We start from the raw sequence: 15,062 nt of genomic DNA on the forward strand, positions 1-15,062 counted from the left end.
CCGTCGGCGTCGTCCCGGTGACGGGGGTCGCTCCCGCCTCACTCCGACTTCGCGCCGCTGACGGTCAACACCGGGACGTCGGCCGTGCGCACGACGCGTTCGGTGACGCTCCCGAGGAGGAACCGGTCGAGGCCGGTCCGGCCGTGGGTGCCCATGACGACGACGTCGACGTCGTGGGTGTCGACGTACTCCTCGATGACGTCCTCGGGCGTCCCCTCCTCGACGGCTTCGACGGTGTTCACGCCCCGTTCTCGCGCCTGCGCGGCGACGTCGCCCGTCGCTTCGCGCCCCTGCGCTTCCAGCGACTCGCGGACCCGCTCCATCCCGAGTTCGGGAGCGCTGTGGTGGGTCGCCCGTACGTCCACGACGTAGAGGGCGTGCAGCGTCGCGTCGAAGCGGTCGGCCAGCGTCAGCGCGTGATCGACCGCGGCGTTCGCACACTCGCTACCGTCCGTCGGAACGAGGATGTTGTCGTACACGGTCTCTCGTTCGCCCGCCCCCGATAAGTATCTCGTCCTCCGTTCCCGACCGGCGGGAACGGGCGACGGTGGGGCGGTGGCGACAGTATACTTTTTACGGCACCGCCGCCTGCCGGCGTGTATGCGTGTCGCGTTCGTCTCGGCGTCGACGGCACACCACCGGGAGGCGCGACACCCGGCCCGGTTACGCCGCGTCGCCGAACGCCTCGCGGCCGACGGCCACGACGTCACCTACTGCTGTGTCCAGTGGTGGGGCGGCGACCACGACGCCTTCGAGTACGAGGGCGTCACGTACCGCCGCGTCACGTCCGACCACGCGCCGCGAGCGTTCGCCTCGAAACTCCCGTTCGTCCTGCGGAAGGTCGCCCCCGACGTGATCCACGTCGCTACCGATCCGCCGCTGGCGGTATCGGCGGCCAAGACCGCCGGGCGCGTCCTCCGGACGCCCGTCGTCGCCGACTGGTGGACCACGCCGGATGGCGACGGCGGCGGCTATCGACGCGCCGCCCGGGCAGCGGACGAGATTCTCGTCCCCTCGCGGACCGTCGAAACGCAGGTCCGGGAGTACGGCGTCGCGGCCGACGCCGTGCGAATCGTCCCCGACAGCGTTGACATGGCGCTCGTCCGCGACGTCCCCGTCGACGACCGGGCGGATCTCGTCTACGCCCGCCGCGTCGACGAACACGCCAACGTCGAGAACTTCCTGCTGGCGCTGGCCGAACTCCGGACGCGCGACTGGCGGGCGGTCGTCATCGGCGACGGCCCCGAACGGGCGGCGGCGGAGCGGACGGCGGCCGACCTCCGCATCGACGACCGGGTGGAGTTCCTGGGCACACTCGACCCCGAGGAACGCGTGCCCGTCCTCAAGGGGCGCACGTCTTCGTCCAGACGGCGACCTGGGAGCCGTTCGCGACGGACCTGCTCTGGGCGCTGGCCTGTGGCTGTGTCGGCATCGTCGAGTACCAGGCGGGGTCGAGCGCACACGAACTCGTCGAGGGCGACCCGCGCGGGTCGCTGGTGACGAGCCCCAGGAGATTGCCGACGAGATACGCGCCGCCGCCGACCTGGAACGGTGGGCCGTCGACGAGGGGTACGCGAACTACGACCACGCGGCCGTCGAGCGGCGGTATCTCGACTGCTATCGCGAGGCCGTCGACGACTACGGCATCTTCTGAGGGTGTAGTCCGTCTCGCCCGTCTCCGCGTCGAGAAACGCCGTCAACAGGTCGACGGTCGTGGCCACGTCGTCGACGTGGGCGCTCTCGGTCGGCGTGTGGAGGTAGCGCGTCGGCACCGAGAGCGCGCCCGCGGCCGTCGCGCCGCTACTGCGCTGGAACTGCCCGGTGTCCGTCCCGCCGCTCGGGAGGACTTCGAGCTGGTAGTCGATTCCGTTCGCTTCGGCGACGTCGCGGAGGCGACGGGTCACCTTCGGGTTGGTGAGGACGCTCGAGTCCTTCAGTTTGACGGCGACGCCCTCGCCGAGTTCGGTCACGTAGTCGCCCGCCTCGAAGCCGGGGACGTCGTTGGCGACGGTGACGTCGAGGGCGACGGCGAGGTCCGGGTCCAGATCGACGCCGACCGCCTCCGCGCCTCTGAGACCGACCTCCTCCTGGACGGTGGCGACGAAGTGGACGGTCACCGCGGGGTCGTCGAGTCGCCGGGCCGCTTCGAGCATAGCGAGCAGACACACCCGGTCGTCGAGGGCCTTCCCGGTGACGTGGTCTCCCGTCCGCACCGTCGTCTGTTCGACGGTGACCAGGTCGCCGACGGCGACGCGCGCGCGCACTTCGTCGGCCGGCAGGCCCAGATCCACGTAGACGTCCTCGACTTTCGATCGCTCCTCGCGTTCCTCCTCGTCTAACGTGTGTGGCGGCGGCGATCCGATGACGCCGCGCACGTCGCCGTCGTCGGTGTGGACCCAGACGCGCTGGGCCTTCAAAATCCGGGCGTCCCAGCCGCCGAGCGCGTCGAGTTGGAGGAAGCCCTCGTCGGTGACGTGCCGGACGATGAAGCCGATTTCGTCCATGTGTGCGGCGACGACCACCGCGAAGTCGCTCGCGCCCTCGACGGTGCCGACGAGGTTGCCCATCGCGTCGGAGCGCATCCGGTCTGTCACGCCGTCGAGTTCCCGGCGCACGACGTCGCGGATGCGGTCCTCGTGTCCGGGGACGCCGCTCGTCTCGGTCAGTTCGGTCAGCAACTCGGCGTCGAACGCCGCGTCCGTGTCGTCCATACTGGCGCTGACGGCGGCCGGCGGAAAAACACCTCGCCTCCCGGTATCGACGGTTTCGGAACGCTTTTCCACCTGATTGGACCAGTACCCCCATGGCAGACGAAGACGTCGAAGCGGACATTCGGGCGCAACTGCGCGAGGCGTTGAGCAGTGCTGAATACCCCGTGTCGAGTCAGATGGACCTCGTCCCGGCCCTGCCGGAGGGGCCGGCGACGCGGTTCGAGTCGGGCGACGTGAGCATCTCGGCGATGGAGATGGCGACGAAACTCGGCGGACACCAGGAGTTCCCCTACGAGGACGTCGACGACCTCGTCGACGACGTGATGGCGGCGCTGAAATCCGAGGGTCTGCTCTGCCGAAACGGTTTGGTCGCTCCCGGTCAACGCCGGGTATGTACGAGTTCGACATCGAACGCTACCTCAACGTCCGGAGCGCCCACGGGGCGTCGTTCTCGCCCGACGGCGAGGCCGTCTCGTTCCTGATGGACACCACGGGCGTCCCCCAGGTGTGGACGCTCGACGACGCCGGGGCGTGGCCCGAACAGCGCACCTTCTTCGACGAACGCGTCACCTTCGCCTCGTGGTCGCCCGAACGCGCCGAACTACTCTTCGGGATGGACGAGGGGGGAACGAGCGCGAGCAACTGTTCCGTCTCGTCCCCGACACCGGCGAGATCACCAACCTCACCCTCCACCCCGACGCCAAACACTGGTGGGGCGGGTGGCGTCACGACGGGGAGCGCTTCGCCTTCTCGTCGAACCGCCGGCGGGAGTCGGTCTTCGACGTCTACGTCCAGGACCGCGACGCCGTCGGCACCGACGCCGAGCGCGTCTTCGACGGGGACGGCTGGCTCACCGTCGGCGGGTGGAGCCCCGACGACGACCGACTCGTCGTCACCGAATCGTTCTCCACCTACGACCAGGACGTCTACGTCCTCGACGTCGCGTCGGGCGAGATGGAGCATCTCACGCCCCACGACGGCGAGGTTCGATACCGTAGCGTCTCGTGGGGTCCCGACGGCGAGAGCCTCTATCTCGTCACCGACCGGGACGCCGACACGCTCGCGCTCGCCCGCCTCGACCTGGAGACGGCGGCCCTCACCGTCGTCGAGGACGGGGGCGACTGGAACGTCGACGGCGTCGCCCTCGACGAGGACACGGGCCGGCTGGTCTACTCGCGGAACGTCGACGGCTACACCGAACTCCACGCCGGCGAACTCGTCGCCCCGGACGAACTCCGGTCGTTCCCCGACCCGGACCTTCCGCGGGGCGTCGCCGGCGGCGTGAGTTTCGCCCCCGACGCCGAGCAGTTCGCCCTCACCGTCACCGCCAGCGATGACACCGCGAACGTCTACGTCGTCGACGTCGAAACGGGGGCGAGCGAGCGCTGGACCCGCGCCTCGACGGCCGGCATCCCCCGCGAGACGTTCGTCGCGCCCGAACTCGTCCGCTACCCGACCTTCGACGGCCGGGAAATCCCGGCGTTCTTCTCGCTCCCCGAGACGGACACCGGCCACGGCGAGACGCCCGTCGTCGTCGACGTCCACGGCGGCCCCGAGTCACAGCGACGGCCCTCTTTCGGCCGGGTGAAACAGTACCTGCTGGCCAACGGTTACGCCGTCTTCGAACCGAACGTCCGAGGGTCGACGGGCTACGGCAAGGCCTACAGCCACCTCGACGACGTGGAGAAGCGACTCGACGCCGTCGCCGACCTGCGCGCGGGCGTCGAGTGGCTCCACGACCACCCCGCGGTGGACCCCGACCGCATCGCTGTCATGGGCGGATCCTACGGCGGGTTCATGGTCCTCGCGGCGCTGACGGAGTACCCCGACCTCTGGGCCGCCGGCGTCGACGTCGTCGGCATCGCCAACTTCGTGACGTTCCTCGAAAACACCGGCGAGTGGCGGCGGGAACTCCGCGAGGCCGAGTACGGATCGCTGGAGGAAGACCGGGAGTTCCTCGAATCCATCAGCCCCATCAACAACGTCGAGAAACTCGACGCGCCGCTGTTCGTCCTCCACGGCGAGAACGACCCGCGCGTGCCGGTCCAGGAAGCCCACCAGATCGTCGAGAAAGCCCGCGATCGGGGCGTTCCCGTCCGCGAACTCATCTTCGAGGACGAAGGCCACGGCTTCTCGAAACTGGCGAACCGCATCGAAGCCTACTCCGCCGTCGTCGAGTTCCTCGACGCCCACGTCTGAGTCAGGGTTCGGCCGATCCCCGTTCGGCCCCGTCACGTTCGCTCGCGCCCCCGTTTTCGGCGTCCGGTTCGGCGTCGCCGGTCGACGCGTCGCCCCCACCGGATTCGGCTGCCCGAACGACCACGGTGTCGGCGGCGACGTCGCCGAGTCGCTGTCGGTCCTCGGTGAGGTAGACGACGACGACGCCGACGAGGTAGAACGCCGGGAGCCAGTCGAGGTAGCGGAGGAGGTTCCGGATGGCCGCCTCGCCGAGGCCGCAGTCGCTCCCGTCGCTCCCGGCCACCACGAGGTTCAGTATCTTCTTCCCGAGGGTCTGCCCGTACGTGCCCTCCAGGAAAGTGAAGTAGGCGAACGCGACGACGGTGCTTATCACGCTTCCGACGGGCGCGCCGACGCGGGGGCTTATCGCCGTCAGCGGCGCGGTGATGAGGCCGCTCACGATGGCGAGAAGCAGCAAGTCGACGACGACGGCGACGATTCGCGCGCCGACGACGTCGCCCTGCGTGCCGAGCCGGGGGTCCGGGCGTTCCATACTCGTTGCTGACACGTCTCCTACAAAAACCTACGTGGGGAACGGCTCCGTTAGAGTCAAACACTCACGCTTCGAATCACCGGGTATGAGCGCAGGACAGGAGCAACGCAACATCCGATGTCTGGTCGCGAAGGTGGGACTCGACGGACACGACAGGGGTGCACACGTCATCGCTCGCGCCTTCCGCGACGCGGGGTTCGAAGTCGTCTACTCCGGATTACACCGCGCGCCGGACGAGATCGTCCAGGCCGCCGTGCAGGAAGACGTCGACGTCCTCGGCATCTCCATCCTCTCGGGAGCGCACAACACGCTCGTCCCGAAGATCGTCGACGGGCTGAAGGAGTACGGTGCCTTCGAGGACACGCTCATCCTGGTCGGCGGCATCATCCCCGACGACGACAAGGAGACGCTCAAGGGGATGGGCGTCGCCGAGGTGTTCGGACCGGGGACCTCGATGAACGAGACCATCGAGTTCGTCCGCAACAACGTTCCGGAGCGATGAGTCGGGCGGATACGGCGGACCTCGTCGACGAACTCCTCGCGGGCGAACACCGCGCGCTCGCCCGCGTCATCACGAAAATCGAGAACCGGTCGCCGGGCTACCGCGATCTCGTCTCTCGACTCCACGCCCACACGGGCGGGGCGGAGGTCATCGGCGTCACGGGGAGCCCCGGGCGGGGAAGTCGACGCTCGTCGACAAGCTGGCGAAGACCTACCGCGACGCGGGGTTGACCGTCGGCGTCATCGCCGTCGATCCGTCCTCGCCGTACACCGGCGGGGCGGTCCTCGGCGACCGCATCCGCATGGCGTCGAACGTCGGCGACATGGACGTGTTCTTCCGGTCGATGAGCGCCCGCGGGCAGTTGGGCGGCCTCTCGACGGCCACCGCCGACGCCATCAAGGCCCTCGACGCCTTCGGCAAGGACCGCATCATCGTCGAGACGGTGGGCGCGGGCCAGAACGAAATCGACGTGGTGCGAACCGCCGACACCGTCGCCGTCCTCGTCCAGCCGGGGAGCGGCGACGACGTCCAGATGCTCAAGGCCGGCATCCTCGAAATCGGCGACGTGTTCGTCGTCAACAAAGCCGACATGGAGGGCGCGTCACGGACCGTCGCCGAACTGGAGGAGATGATCCACCTCCGCGAGGACGGCACGAACGTCGACGCGGGCCACCACGGCCCCGACGTGCTGGACGACGTCGCCCCCGCCGAGACGCGTGACGCCGGGAGCGAGGAGGCGTGGACGCCCCGCGTCGTCGAGACGGTGGCGACGTCCGGCGAGGGCGTCGACGACCTCGTCGGCGCGTTCGACGACCACTACGACTACCTCGAATCGACGGGCGCGCTCGAGGAGAAAGCCCGCACGCGCTACGCCGAGGAGATCCGCCAGCTCCTCCGGAGCGACGCGGCGTCGCTTCTGGAGGAGGAACTCGACCGGCGCGGCGGCATGGACGAACTCGTGTCGTCGGTGCTGGACCGCGAGACCGACCCCTACACCGTCGCCGACGACGTGATTCGACCGCTGGCCGACTGCGTGCGCGACCGTCGCGACTGACGGCCGGGGCGACGCCCCGCGTTCGGGAAGCCGGGTCGAGCCAGCGTCGCCGCGGGGTTTCGACCCGCACATGCTATAAGTCCGTGGCTGCCCTCGGTTCCCGTATGAAACTCCGACGAGCCATCGGATACGCCGCCCTCGGCGTCGGTGCCGCTACCGGCGTCCACCGACTCTTGCGCGGACGCGCCGGCGACCTCGAACCGGCGCTCGACGGCGATCAGCACACCTACCGCTGGCGGGGGATGAACGTCGCTTTCACGGCGGCGGGCGATCCGGACGACCCGACGCTCGTTCTCCTCCACGGCGTCAACGTCGCGGGATCGAGCGGCGAGTTCCGCGAGGTGTTCGATCGACTGGCCGACCGGTATCGCGTGGTCGTGCCCGACCTGCCCGGCTTCGGCCGGTCCGACCGCCCGCCGCTTCGCTACTCCGCGGCGCTCTACGAGGACTTCGTCGCCGCCTTCCTCGACCGGTTCGACGAGCCGGCGGTCGTGGCGTCGTCGCTGGCGGGCGCGTACGTCGCCCGCGCCGCCGAGCGAACCGAGGTTTCGGGGCTCGTCCTCGTCTGCCCGACGGCCGTCGCCGGCCCCGATCCGCCGGCGGAGTGGCTCCGCGAACTCCTCCGTGCGCCCGTCGTCGGATCGGCCCTGTTCGACCTCGTCGCGTCGAAACCCTCGATTCGGTACTTCGGCGCGGACCACGGCTACTACGACACCGACCACGTCACCGAGTCGTGGACGGACTACCAGTGGCGGACGACCCACCAGCCGAACGCCCGGTTCGCCCCGGCGTCGTTCGTCAGCGGCTACCTCAACTCCGACGTCGACCTCGGGGACGCGCTCTCGCGGATCGACGCGCCCGTCACCGTCGTCTGGGGGTGGACGCCGACCCGCAGTCGGTCGAACGGGGACGCGACCTCGCCGCGGAGGCGGACGCGCGACTGGTCACCTTCGAGAACGCGAAACTGCTGCCACACGTCGAACACCCCGAGCGGTTCGTCGACGTCGTCGGGGACGCGCTGCGCGCGACGGCCTGATCGGGGTCAGCGCGGGCGGAGGACGAGCAGTCGGTCGCCGGTCGCCTCGTTCCGTCCGACGTCGGGTTCGACGGTCAGGCCCACCTCGACGTCGTCGGGATCGACGTCGCGGAGGACGCCGGTCAGCCGCACCGGCCCGAAGTCCGCGATCGCGGTCACGTACGGTTCCTCGTCCGTGAAGTCCGGCGTCCCGACGTAGACGGTGGTGAACGTCTCGACGGTGCCGGAGGCGGGAAGCGGGGTCTCGGACAGCTCGAACGACCCGCAGTGCGGACAGATGCGACGCGGCGGCAGCGAGCCGTGGCCCTCGTCGCACTCCAGGTAGAACGCCTCGCCCTCGCCGATGGCGTCCAGCCACTCGTCGAAGCCCTCGTCGCTCATCGGTCCACCTCCAGAACGTGCACGACGGCGGAGGCGACGGTGCCGCCCGCGTTGTGGGTGACGCCGACGTCGGCGTCGGGAACGGCGTCGCTGTTGGGGTGGTCACCCCGGAGCAGGCGCGTCATCTCGACGACCTGGCTGCCCCCGGTCGCGCCGACGGGGTGGCCTTTCGCCTTCAGGCCGCCCGAGAGATTCACCGGGACGTCGCCGTCGGCCGTCGTCTCGCCGCGGCGGGCGGCCCCGATGCCCTCGCCGCGTTCGTACAGGCCGAGCGACTCGATGGCGAGCACTTCCGCGATGGTGAAACAGTCGTGGACCTCGGCGGCGTCGACGTCGCCGGGCGAGATGTCGGCGTCGGCGAACGCCTCGTCGGCGGCCTTCTCGGCGGCCGGCGTCGAAGCCATGTCGCGGCGGTCCTGCAGGGCGAGGTTGTCGCCGCCCTGACCGGTGCCCGTGACGGACACCGGCGCATCGAGGCCGTGTTCCGCCGCGTACTCGTCGCTGACGAGGACGAGCGCGCTCGCGCCGTCGGTGACGGGACAGGCGTCCATCAGTCCGAGGGGTCGGCCACCATCGGCGCGTCGAGGGCCTCCTCGACCGTGATCTTGCGGTGGAACTGCGCGTACTCGTTCTCGAAGGCGTTGTCGTGGTTCTTGACGGCGATATGGGCGAGGTCCTCGCGACTCCCGCCGTAGCGCTCGAAGTACGCCCGCGCCATCAGGGCGTACGCCCCCGGGAAGGTCATCCCCTGACGGATCTCGAACAGTTCGTCGGCGGCCGTCGCCAGGCCCTCGGTCACGTCCGCCGTGTCGAGGTTCGTCATCCGCTCCAGTCCGCCGGCGAGGACGACGTCGCTCTCGCCCGACCGGACGGTGCGAACCGCCTCGCGGACGGCCATCCCCGCCGAGGCACACGCGTCTTCGTACCGCGTCGCCGGACAGTCGAGACCGGCCGCCTCCGCCATCAACGGTGCCATGTGGCCCTGTCGCTCCGCCAGTACGCCCATGTAGTTCCCGAAGTTCAACTCCTCGATGTCGTCGCTCGGAACGCCGGATTCCTCGCGCGCGGCGAGGGCGGCCTCTGCGAACAGATCGCGGCCCGTCCGCTCCGGATGCCGGCCGAACTGCGTCAATCCGACGCCAGCGACACGTACGCCTGCCATAAGGTCACATAGACGGATGCGCGAATAAAGACCTGCCGGATAGCGACTCACTCGCCGCGAATCCGAACGTCAGACGTCGACCGCCGACGAGACGAACGTCGATTCCGCGGCCCGAAACGGTTTCCCGCTCGGGGTCGGACTCCGGATATGACGACGTGGATCGGCGAGACGTTCACCAGCGACGTGGGATGGTCGCATCTCGAGCGACTGGTCGACGTCGGCGACCGGATGGCCGGCACCGCGGGCGAACGGGCGGGGCTCGAAGCGACCCGGGACGCACTCGCCGACGTCGGCGCGCGCGACGCCCGCATCGACGACTTCGAGATACAGGGCTGGATTCGCGGCGACAGCGCCGTCCGCGCGGGCGGGGAGACACACGACTGCATCGCGCTCCCCGGAGTCCGGCGGCGACGGCCGAGGGCACCCTCGTCGACCTCGGCGACGGCCTCCCCGCGGACTTCGACCGAGACCTGACGGGCGCGCTCGTCCTCGTCTCCGACACCGTCCCCGACTACTTCGACCGGACCATCCACCGCCGCGAGAAGTACTACCGCGCGGTCGAGGCGGGCGCGGCGGGGTTTCTCTTTCGCAGCCACCTCGACGGCTGTCTCGCCCCGACCGGCAGCGTCGGCTCCGACGACTCCCCCATCGGCGAGATTCCGGCCGTCGGCGTCAGCAAGGAGGTCGGACGCCGTCTGAGCCGTCGGTTCGGCGGCGACCGGGTGGAACTCGCGGTCGACTGCGAGACGCCGCCGGCAAAGAGCGGCAACGTCCACGCGGCGCTCGGCCCCGACACCGAGGCGGAACTCCTGGTCACCAGCCACGTCGACGCCCACGACGTCGCGGAGGGGGCGCTGGACAACGGCGCGGGGACGGCGACGCTGGTCGAAGTCGCCCGCGCGCTCGCGGCCCGCGAGGCCGAACTCGACACCCGGGTCCGGTTCGTCCCGTTCGGTGCCGAGGAAGTGGGACTGCAGGGGTCGTCCCGCGAGGCCGCCCGCGTCGACGTCGACGAGGTAACGGCCGTCGTCAACCTCGACGGCGTCTGTCGCGCCCGGACGATCCAGGTCCACACCCACGGCTTCGCCGACCTCGGCGACGCCACCGAGGCGGCCGCCGACCGGTTCGACCACCCCGTGTCGGTCGTCCCGCGGCAGACGCCCCACAGCGACCACTGGCCGTTCGTCGCCCGGGGGTTCCGGGACTGATGGTCGGCAGCGACGCGAGCAGTCGCGGACGCGGCTGGGGTCACACCGCCGCCGACACCCTCGACAAACTCGACGTGCGAACGCTCCGCGAGAGCGCGATCGTGCTGACCGAACTCGTCGTCGACCTGGCGAGCGAGGACCGGACGGTGGCGCGTCGCCGTCCCGACGCCATCGCCGCCGACCTCGAAGCCGAAGGCGAGGCCGAGGGCTACGACTCACCGGCGACTGGCCCTTCTGACGAGACGCGCTCTCGACCACGAGGCCTTTAACGGACGCGGACGAATCCGCTCCTATGTGGGACGGTGGTCGTGTGGACGTCGCCTTCCGTGGCGAAGCGGAGTCCGTCGAGCGCGCGATCCGCGACGCCGGCGTCGACGTTGTCGCCGAGGCGGACGCCGACGTGGTGGTCGCCGCCGGCGACGCCGCGATCCACTCGCTGGTCGAGACGCCGGCGGACGCGCCCGTGCTCCCGGTGACGCCGGCGGGCGGCCGCTACGCCGTCCCGAAATCGAACGTCGAATCGGCAGTCGCGTCGCTCGCGGCCGGCGACTACTGGCACACCACCCATCCGGTCCTCTCGGTGACCGTCGACGGCGACCACGCCGGCCACGCGCTGGTCGACGTGACGTTGATGACCAGCGCGCCCGCGCGCATCTCCGAATACGCCGTCTCCGCGGCCGACCGCGCCGTCGCCGCGTTCCGGGCCGACGGCGTCGTCGTGGCCACGCCGTTCGGGAGCGACAGCTACGCCGCCGCCGCCGGCGGCGCGGTCCTCGACGCCGGAACCGGACTCTCGGTGGTCCCCGTCGCCCCGTTCTCGACACAGACCGACGTGTGGGTCCTCGACCCCGACGTCGACCTGTCGGTCGAGCGGGAGGGCGACGTCTCGGTTTATCTGGACGGCGACCGACGCCGCGAAGTCGGGGAGGGAGCGGCCGTCGGCGTCGACCGCGCGTCGACGGTCGAATTTCTCACTCCCGACGGATAGGATTGGAAAAACTCTAATGAGTTACCGTCCCAAGACGAGGTATGCAACCGTTACAGTTCGTCGTCCCACTCGGCGCGCTCGAGGCGGTCGAGCCGTACATCGCCCACATCGCGTTCGCCGTCGTGCTGGTGAATCTGTTCACGCGCCAGCGCGCCCACCACTCGTACGTCGAACAGGCCGAACAGGGGGCCGAGACGCTCTCGCGGTACACGCCCCACGTCGTGACGTCGGTGCTGCTGGTCCTGGTGTCTTTCGGCTATCTCTTTCTCAGGCCCCACGGGGGATGGTGCTGACGGTGCTCGTCATCAGCCTCTTTCTCTCGGACTTCTTCGAGTTCGAGGCCCGGCAGGTCGAGGTCCGTAACGGGATGGAACTCGAACGGCCAAAGAGCGCGCTCGCCGCGTCCGTCGTCGTCTTCCTGTACGCCGCCTTCCAGAGCGTCTTCTTCGTCATCCAGCCCGTCTGGAGCGCCATCGTCTGAACCGGTCGATTTCGCTTCGGTCACGCCCGGCGTCACGGTCTTCGCGGACAGTTCACGGTCGACACGCTCCCCGGAAACACGAGCGGTCTCACCGACCTCGACCAACGTGATTCGTTTCGCTGCCGAACGCGGAATCCAGCGCGGCGCTCGCGCCGTGCGCGGGCCCTGCAGGACGGAGACGGTCAGGCGTTGCGTCGGTTCTCGATGGCCGACCGGGCCTGCCGGCCGGCGGGGATGAGCACCCAGAACGCGAGCGGGCCCAGCAGGGCGAGCCAGAAGAACACGTCCATCAGCGTCACGCCGAGCGTGTTGAAGACGCCCGCGCTCCCGAGGTCGATGGTGACCGGTTCGACGAGCTGTTGCGTGCTCTCGAAACTGCTCGTCCGATACCATCCCGCGAGGGTCATCCACAGGAGTCCCGCGCCCGTAAAGAGGCTCAGTCCCTTGACGAATTCGTCAGCCATTGTTGGAGTGTTCGTCGGATTCCTCTTGAGCGTTTCCCATTCCGCGGGCGCGGAATCTCGTCCCGAGGACGTAGACGCCGGCACCGAACGCGATGACGGCGAGGCCGACGACGGCGAAGACGGCGCTGAGGACGTTGGGTGCGACGGAGACGCCGACGGCGGTCAGCAGCGAGACGACGAGTCGGCGGAGGAGGCTGAACTGGAGCGTCGCGGCGTCGAGCAGGACGAATCCGACGACGACGCAGACGACGGCGACGAGCGTCGAGAAGACGATGACCGTCTTGTAAACGCGCATCGGCACGACTACGTCGCGCTCGTCGGAGCGAGACGTCGAATCGTCGGAATCAGACATGAGAAGGCGATACCGTGAACGCGGCTATTTCGGCGGCCGGAGCCGGTAGTACCGGCGGTTCAGGTCGTACATGTACCCCTCGCGCATCGTCTTCAGCACGGCGTAGGTAACGCAGCCGGCGACGACGGGGAGCAGGAACGTCAGGTCAAACGCCAGATTGACGTTCATGGGCAGCAGGTTCTTCGCGGAGTAGACGCTGATGGTAAAGGCGAAGACGACGCCCGTCATCCCGACGGCGGCCCAGAAGGGCTGTTCGACGGGACGTCGGGCCGACCCCTTGTTGAGGAACGGTACGATGGCGATGATGCCGACGACGACGACGTTCGCGAGGACGCCGTAGGTCCGGTCGGCCATCAGTTTCTGTCCGCCGATGATGGAGAGGTTGGGGTTGAGCGGGCCGAGCTTCAACAGGCCGAACGACCAGTAGAGATACCAGTCGGGCAGGATGATGGCCGGCGTCGAACCCGGATTCGCGGGCGGGCCGATGTGCGGCGGCATCGTCGACGCGAGGAACATCATCATCCCGATGAAGAAACTCGCGATCGAGAGGTTACGGACCGTCTCGTGGGGCCACGTCGGGAACGCGAGCACGTCGCGTTCGACGTAGTTCGACTCCTGTCGCAGATCCTGGTCCTCGCGGCGCGAGCGCTCGAAGTACTCGTAGGTGAGTTGCGCGAGCCCCTGTCGCCGCTCTTTGCGTTCGCTCCACGTCGGCGTCTCGTCGTCCGGCGCGACGATGCCCGAACCGTCGGTGCGAGCGTCCGTTTCGTCCGTGGTGGATTGGTTGTCGGTCATGGTTCTTAGTGGGGTTCAGCGATGCCCTGCACCCAGACGATGCCGATGTGAATGGCGATGAGCGTCGTCACCACGAACGGGAGCAGGAACACGTGGATGATGTACATCCGCTGGAGCGTCGCCTGCGTCAGCGAGAAGCCGCCGAACAGCAGTTGGGCGATCCACTCGCCGGCCAGCGGGATCGACAGCGACATCTCGACGCCGATCTGTCCGGCCCAGAAGGCCAGTTGGTCCCACGGCAGCAGGTAGCCGGTGTATCCGAACACCATCGTCAGGCTGATGAGGATGATGCCCAGGATCCAGTTGAGCTCGCGCGGTTCCTTGTACGCGCCGGTGAAGTAGACCCGGAGCATGTGGAGGAACACCGCGGCGACCATCACCTGTGCGGACCAGCGGTGGATGGACCGCAGCATGAAGCCGAACTGGAGGTCGCGCATGATGAACGCGATGGAGTTGTACGCCGTGCTCGGATCGCCCGTCGTCGCGGGCGAGTAGTAGAACCCGAGTAACGCGCCGCTGATGGCGGCGACGACGTACGCGAGCGTCGAGAACGACCCCAGCGCGTACAGCGGATACCAGTACCAGAACTTGTTGTCAAGGTCGTACTGTTCGGTGTGGCTTTTCGGCATCTGGAGGTTGACCCGGTAGTAGAGGGTCTCCAGCAGTTCCAGATAGTCGACGATGCGGAACCGTCTGTCGAGCCACATCAGGGCAGTGAGATACGTCGTCTCGACCGGCGTGAGGTCTCTCGACTTCATCCAGCCCTCGTGGTCGTGTTCGTCTTTTTTCTCAGGCTCATGGCTCACCTCTTGTAGTAGGGGTAGACCGCGCGTTTGATGGCGTCGCCCATGCCGCCGCCTATGGTCTCGCCGTCGGCGTCCTCCTCGCGGACGTAGAGGTCCTCCCACTTGCGACGCCGTTTCTTGACGATGACGACGTCGGGGAGGAACTCCTTGCGGTACAGCGCGAGGACGAACGCGAGGTCGACGAAGATGACGGTGAGGATGCCGCCGAGGAACATGTTCCCAATGTCCGTGAGCGCCCAGCCCGAAACGAGGCCGTAGGCGAACATGAACACGAACACCACCTCGATGACGGTCAACAGGACGATGCCGATCGCGGCCGCGGTGCTCTCTCGTGCCGGTTCGTATCGGTGGATGTCTCCGTACGTGCTTCCACTGGTCGACATTTACTCTC

10 protein-coding genes and 9 pseudogenes are annotated in these 15,062 nt (G+C 68.7%); 9 read left to right on the forward strand and 10 right to left on the reverse strand.

The annotated features are described in order from the left end of the window. Positions 1–38 precede the first annotated feature (38 nt). Positions 39–479 (reverse strand): universal stress protein, encoded by a 441-nt coding sequence (locus ACFQJD_RS04360; protein ID WP_379796422.1) that lies wholly within the window; start codon positions 477–479, stop codon positions 39–41. 121 nt (positions 480–600) lie between these two features. Between ACFQJD_RS04360 and ACFQJD_RS04365 the strand changes: the two are divergent. Then, a pseudogene (locus ACFQJD_RS04365) lies at positions 601–1,654 on the forward strand (glycosyltransferase). Here ACFQJD_RS04365 and ACFQJD_RS04370 read toward each other — a convergent pair. Beyond that, positions 1,653–2,711 (reverse strand): annotated as a pseudogene (locus tag ACFQJD_RS04370) (M42 family metallopeptidase); the annotation flags it as partial. The pseudogenes ACFQJD_RS04365 and ACFQJD_RS04370 sit on opposite strands and share 2 nt — an antisense overlap. Before the next feature lie 92 nt (positions 2,712–2,803). Here ACFQJD_RS04370 and ACFQJD_RS04375 point away from each other — a divergent pair. After that, positions 2,804–3,064 (forward strand): annotated as a pseudogene (locus ACFQJD_RS04375) (MTH865 family protein); the annotation flags it as partial. Between the two features lie 38 nt (positions 3,065–3,102). After that, positions 3,103–4,910, forward strand: a pseudogene (locus ACFQJD_RS04380) (S9 family peptidase). Position 4,911: 1 nt separating this feature from the next. On the opposite strand, the gene ACFQJD_RS04385 reads toward ACFQJD_RS04380, so the two are convergent. Beyond that, the gene (locus ACFQJD_RS04385; RefSeq protein ID WP_379796424.1) at positions 4,912–5,442 is read right to left on the reverse strand and encodes an RDD family protein; all 531 of its coding nucleotides are present in this window, start codon (positions 5,440–5,442) and stop codon (positions 4,912–4,914) included. A gap of 85 nt (positions 5,443–5,527) precedes the next feature. Between ACFQJD_RS04385 and ACFQJD_RS04390 the strand changes: the two genes are divergently transcribed. The 3 genes and pseudogenes from ACFQJD_RS04390 to ACFQJD_RS04400 all read left to right on the forward strand — a co-directional run bounded on the left by ACFQJD_RS04390 (position 5,528) and on the right by ACFQJD_RS04400 (position 8,034). Next, the gene (locus tag ACFQJD_RS04390; protein WP_379796426.1) at positions 5,528–5,944 is read left to right on the forward strand and encodes a cobalamin B12-binding domain-containing protein; all 417 of its coding nucleotides are present in this window, start codon (positions 5,528–5,530) and stop codon (positions 5,942–5,944) included. Next, a pseudogene (meaB, locus tag ACFQJD_RS04395) lies at positions 5,941–6,998 on the forward strand (methylmalonyl Co-A mutase-associated GTPase MeaB). The gene ACFQJD_RS04390 and the pseudogene meaB overlap by 4 nt, the downstream one beginning before the upstream one ends. A 104-nt stretch (positions 6,999–7,102) precedes the next feature. Continuing rightward, positions 7,103–8,034: pseudogene (locus ACFQJD_RS04400) on the forward strand (alpha/beta fold hydrolase). Between the two features lie 6 nt (positions 8,035–8,040). On the opposite strand, the gene ACFQJD_RS04405 reads toward ACFQJD_RS04400, so the two are convergent. Together ACFQJD_RS04405 and ACFQJD_RS04410 are read right to left on the reverse strand one after the other, a co-directional pair. After that, positions 8,041–8,415 (reverse strand): Zn-ribbon domain-containing OB-fold protein, encoded by a 375-nt coding sequence (locus ACFQJD_RS04405; protein WP_379796428.1) that lies wholly within the window; start codon positions 8,413–8,415, stop codon positions 8,041–8,043. Then, positions 8,412–9,577: pseudogene (locus tag ACFQJD_RS04410) on the reverse strand (thiolase domain-containing protein). The gene ACFQJD_RS04405 and the pseudogene ACFQJD_RS04410 overlap by 4 nt, the downstream one beginning before the upstream one ends. A 147-nt stretch (positions 9,578–9,724) precedes the next feature. Between ACFQJD_RS04410 and ACFQJD_RS04415 the strand changes: the two are divergent. From ACFQJD_RS04415 to ACFQJD_RS04425, 3 genes and pseudogenes are all read left to right on the forward strand, one after another. After that, positions 9,725–11,023, forward strand: a pseudogene (locus ACFQJD_RS04415) (M28 family peptidase). Positions 11,024–11,077: 54 nt separating this feature from the next. Continuing rightward, positions 11,078–11,773 (forward strand): ATP-NAD kinase, encoded by a 696-nt coding sequence (locus ACFQJD_RS04420; RefSeq protein ID WP_379796430.1) that lies wholly within the window; start codon positions 11,078–11,080, stop codon positions 11,771–11,773. 41 nt (positions 11,774–11,814) lie between these two features. After that, positions 11,815–12,254: pseudogene (locus ACFQJD_RS04425) on the forward strand (hypothetical protein). Between the two features lie 182 nt (positions 12,255–12,436). On the opposite strand, the gene ACFQJD_RS04430 reads toward ACFQJD_RS04425, so the two are convergent. Genes ACFQJD_RS04430 through ACFQJD_RS04450 form a run of 5 tightly spaced genes read right to left on the reverse strand, consistent with a single transcriptional unit; the run spans position 12,437 to position 15,054 of the window. Continuing rightward, positions 12,437–12,718 (reverse strand): DUF7314 family protein, encoded by a 282-nt coding sequence (locus ACFQJD_RS04430; protein ID WP_379796431.1) that lies wholly within the window; start codon positions 12,716–12,718, stop codon positions 12,437–12,439. Then, complete coding sequence (locus ACFQJD_RS04435; RefSeq protein ID WP_379796433.1) at positions 12,711–13,070, reverse strand: DUF7315 family membrane protein; 360 nt, start codon at positions 13,068–13,070, stop codon at positions 12,711–12,713. Before ACFQJD_RS04435 ends, ACFQJD_RS04430 begins: the two co-directional genes overlap by 8 nt. A 24-nt stretch (positions 13,071–13,094) precedes the next feature. Next, complete coding sequence (locus ACFQJD_RS04440) at positions 13,095–13,865, reverse strand: cytochrome bc complex cytochrome b subunit (RefSeq protein WP_379796435.1); 771 nt, start codon at positions 13,863–13,865, stop codon at positions 13,095–13,097. A 5-nt stretch (positions 13,866–13,870) separates the two neighbouring features. After that, entirely contained in the window at positions 13,871–14,623 is a 753-nt protein-coding gene (locus ACFQJD_RS04445) for a cytochrome b (RefSeq protein WP_379800393.1), read from the reverse strand. Positions 14,624–14,667: 44 nt separating this feature from the next. After that, positions 14,668–15,054, reverse strand: a complete 387-nt coding sequence (locus ACFQJD_RS04450) for a DUF7318 family protein (protein WP_379800395.1) — start codon at positions 15,052–15,054, stop codon at positions 14,668–14,670. Positions 15,055–15,062: the final 8 nt, after the last annotated feature.

Source organism: Haloplanus sp. GCM10025708, from assembly GCF_042663985.1.
Lineage (GTDB): Archaea > Halobacteriota > Halobacteria > Halobacteriales > Haloferacaceae > Salinirarus > Salinirarus marinus.

What these genes read in the sequence shown, in the direction of transcription:
- ACFQJD_RS04390 (WP_379796426.1), top strand. Translation starts at nt 5,528, where the DNA reads ATGAGCGCAGGACAGGAGCAACGCAACATCCGATGTCTGGTCGCGAAG.
- ACFQJD_RS04385 (WP_379796424.1), bottom strand. Translation starts at nt 5,442, where the DNA reads ATGGAACGCCCGGACCCCCGGCTCGGCACGCAGGGCGACGTCGTCGGC.
- ACFQJD_RS04435 (WP_379796433.1), bottom strand. Translation starts at nt 13,070, where the DNA reads ATGTCTGATTCCGACGATTCGACGTCTCGCTCCGACGAGCGCGACGTA.
- ACFQJD_RS04405 (WP_379796428.1), bottom strand. Translation starts at nt 8,415, where the DNA reads ATGAGCGACGAGGGCTTCGACGAGTGGCTGGACGCCATCGGCGAGGGC.
- ACFQJD_RS04445 (WP_379800393.1), bottom strand. Translation starts at nt 14,623, where the DNA reads ATGAAGTCGAGAGACCTCACGCCGGTCGAGACGACGTATCTCACTGCC.
- ACFQJD_RS04450 (WP_379800395.1), bottom strand. Translation starts at nt 15,054, where the DNA reads ATGTCGACCAGTGGAAGCACGTACGGAGACATCCACCGATACGAACCG.
- ACFQJD_RS04440 (WP_379796435.1), bottom strand. Translation starts at nt 13,865, where the DNA reads ATGACCGACAACCAATCCACCACGGACGAAACGGACGCTCGCACCGAC.
- ACFQJD_RS04420 (WP_379796430.1), top strand. Translation starts at nt 11,078, where the DNA reads ATGTGGGACGGTGGTCGTGTGGACGTCGCCTTCCGTGGCGAAGCGGAG.
- ACFQJD_RS04430 (WP_379796431.1), bottom strand. Translation starts at nt 12,718, where the DNA reads ATGGCTGACGAATTCGTCAAGGGACTGAGCCTCTTTACGGGCGCGGGA.